The organism is Marinobacter sp. UBA2498 (assembly GCF_002341575.1).
In the GTDB taxonomy this organism is placed as follows: domain Bacteria; phylum Pseudomonadota; class Gammaproteobacteria; order Pseudomonadales; family Oleiphilaceae; genus Marinobacter; species Marinobacter manganoxydans.
The window spans coordinates 1-381 of the sequence record NZ_DDOI01000034.1; the positions used below are offsets into that span (position 1 = coordinate 1).

Annotated in this window: 1 protein-coding gene; it reads right to left on the bottom strand. The window is 52.8% G+C overall.

From position 1 onward, the window contains the following. Window positions 1–197, bottom strand: a 197-nt coding sequence (locus tag B2W52_RS03450) for an enoyl-CoA hydratase-related protein (RefSeq protein WP_286801297.1), incomplete at its 3' end; no start/stop codon positions are given. Window positions 198–381: the final 184 nt, after the last annotated feature.

Below are 381 nucleotides of genomic sequence, written 5' to 3' on the forward strand. Positions count from 1 at the left end.
GAGAAGTGTTTGCCGGTGGAGGAAATGACGATAACGCGGGCATCGGTGTTGGCCTCAATATCCTGCATGCACCGGGGCAACTCGAGCCAGAACGCCTTGTTCATGGTGTTCAGGGCCTCCGGACGACTGAACTGAACGTGGGCGATGTGGTCTTTAACCTCAATCGAAAAACTCTCGTAACTGGACAACTCAGACAAGACAGCACTCCTTATATAAATGTCGCTAACCGGCTCATTAGCGGTCGCCCCGGCTAATGTATCGTCAATTCTGCTACCTTCGTATTATGGCGAACAGAGACACGACACGTTAACCCGAAAAGGCCTGGTATGGAATTCACCTTCCTCGGCACGTCAGCCGGAACGCCGACAAAATCGCGCAACG